General features: G+C 41.7%; 1 protein-coding gene. It reads right to left on the bottom strand.

All coding sequences use genetic code 11. The features are described from left to right. Positions 1–494: hypothetical protein (locus tag Y882_RS20325; protein WP_211259222.1), on the bottom strand; the 494-nt coding region annotated here is incomplete at both ends.

Raw genomic sequence — 494 nt, 5'->3', positions numbered from 1 at the left:
GGGTCGTTTACAACCTTCTGAAGTTCACTTTCAATGAACTCACCGCCTCGAGTATGAACACCACTTACATCATACTCTTTCTTTGTTTTACGTGGTACTAACGGAACCAGATAACCTTCATCAATAAACCAGTTGAAGCACTCTACGGTACACGCGTTAAATACAATTTCATCAAAGAGGGCGTTAGGCGCATAGGCGGCTTTGATAATAGAACCAAAGCCAAGGCGCCAGCTTGTAGGAGTAAGGCCGATGATCTTTAGATATGGATTGTTTTCACGGATATGTGCAAAGAACTTCTGATAACTTGTTTGCTGATTTGGACTAATAAGGTCACATTCGTCCACTATAATAATATCAACGTCCTCAAAGTATTTAGCTTGTTTTGCAACAGACTGAATACCTGCGAACGTTATCATTGCGTTCTTATCCTTGCGACCCATACCAGCACTATAAATACCAGTCGGTTCTTCCGGCCATACCTTCTTGCACTTATC

The organism is Dyella japonica DSM 16301, from assembly GCF_001010355.1.
In the GTDB taxonomy this organism is placed as follows: Bacteria; Pseudomonadota; Gammaproteobacteria; order Xanthomonadales; family Rhodanobacteraceae; genus Dyella; species Dyella japonica.
Note: the sequence above shows the minus strand (reverse complement) of the source record. Positions and strands in the feature narration are given on the sequence as shown.